A 566-nucleotide genomic window follows, 5' to 3' on the forward strand; every position below is an offset into this window, starting at 1 on the left:
AGTCTGCATCGGCCGGAAAATTTTTTTGATGAACCGAAGATCCTGCTCAATGAAATTGTTGAGGTATTTCGTACGCCGAACAGTGATCAACGGATACCAGCCGTTATTGCCGACGGCTTTCGCGAAAAAACCAGTTGCTGCGGCTTCGTCGCGGCATTCCGACAGGATGAAGCCTAGGGTTTTTCCTTCCTTGTCGATTGCGCGGTACAAGTATGTCCACTTGCCCTTTACTTTGACATAGGTCTCATCCATTCGCCACGAGCGGCCAATCGGTGAATTCCACAGATATGCTTCTTCAGAAATGGCGCCCGCGTATTTTTCGACCCACCGGTTGAGCGTCGCATGATCCAAATCAACGCCGCGTTCTGCCATGATCTCTTCGAGGTCGCGACATGTTACGGGAAAACGAACATAGAAATAAACAGCATTTAGAATCACGGATTTCGGCTACTGCGCACTTTTGAAACTGATCAACTCGTCAATCCTGACGCGGTCTCGGGAAAGGGTCGGGTCTGGTTCTACACGCCCAGCAACGCAACCGAAATCCGTAACTTTGCGACACTACC

General features: G+C 50.2%; 1 protein-coding gene. It reads right to left on the reverse strand.

Features of this window, described 5'->3' with window-relative positions:
- The coding region (locus tag Q4577_RS23690; protein WP_303473390.1) for an IS6 family transposase at positions 1 to 438 on the reverse strand (438 nt) is incomplete at its 3' end.
- Positions 439 to 566: the final 128 nt, after the last annotated feature.

Source organism: Marinovum sp. 2_MG-2023 (assembly GCF_030548265.1).
Classification (GTDB): Bacteria; Pseudomonadota; Alphaproteobacteria; order Rhodobacterales; family Rhodobacteraceae; genus Marinovum.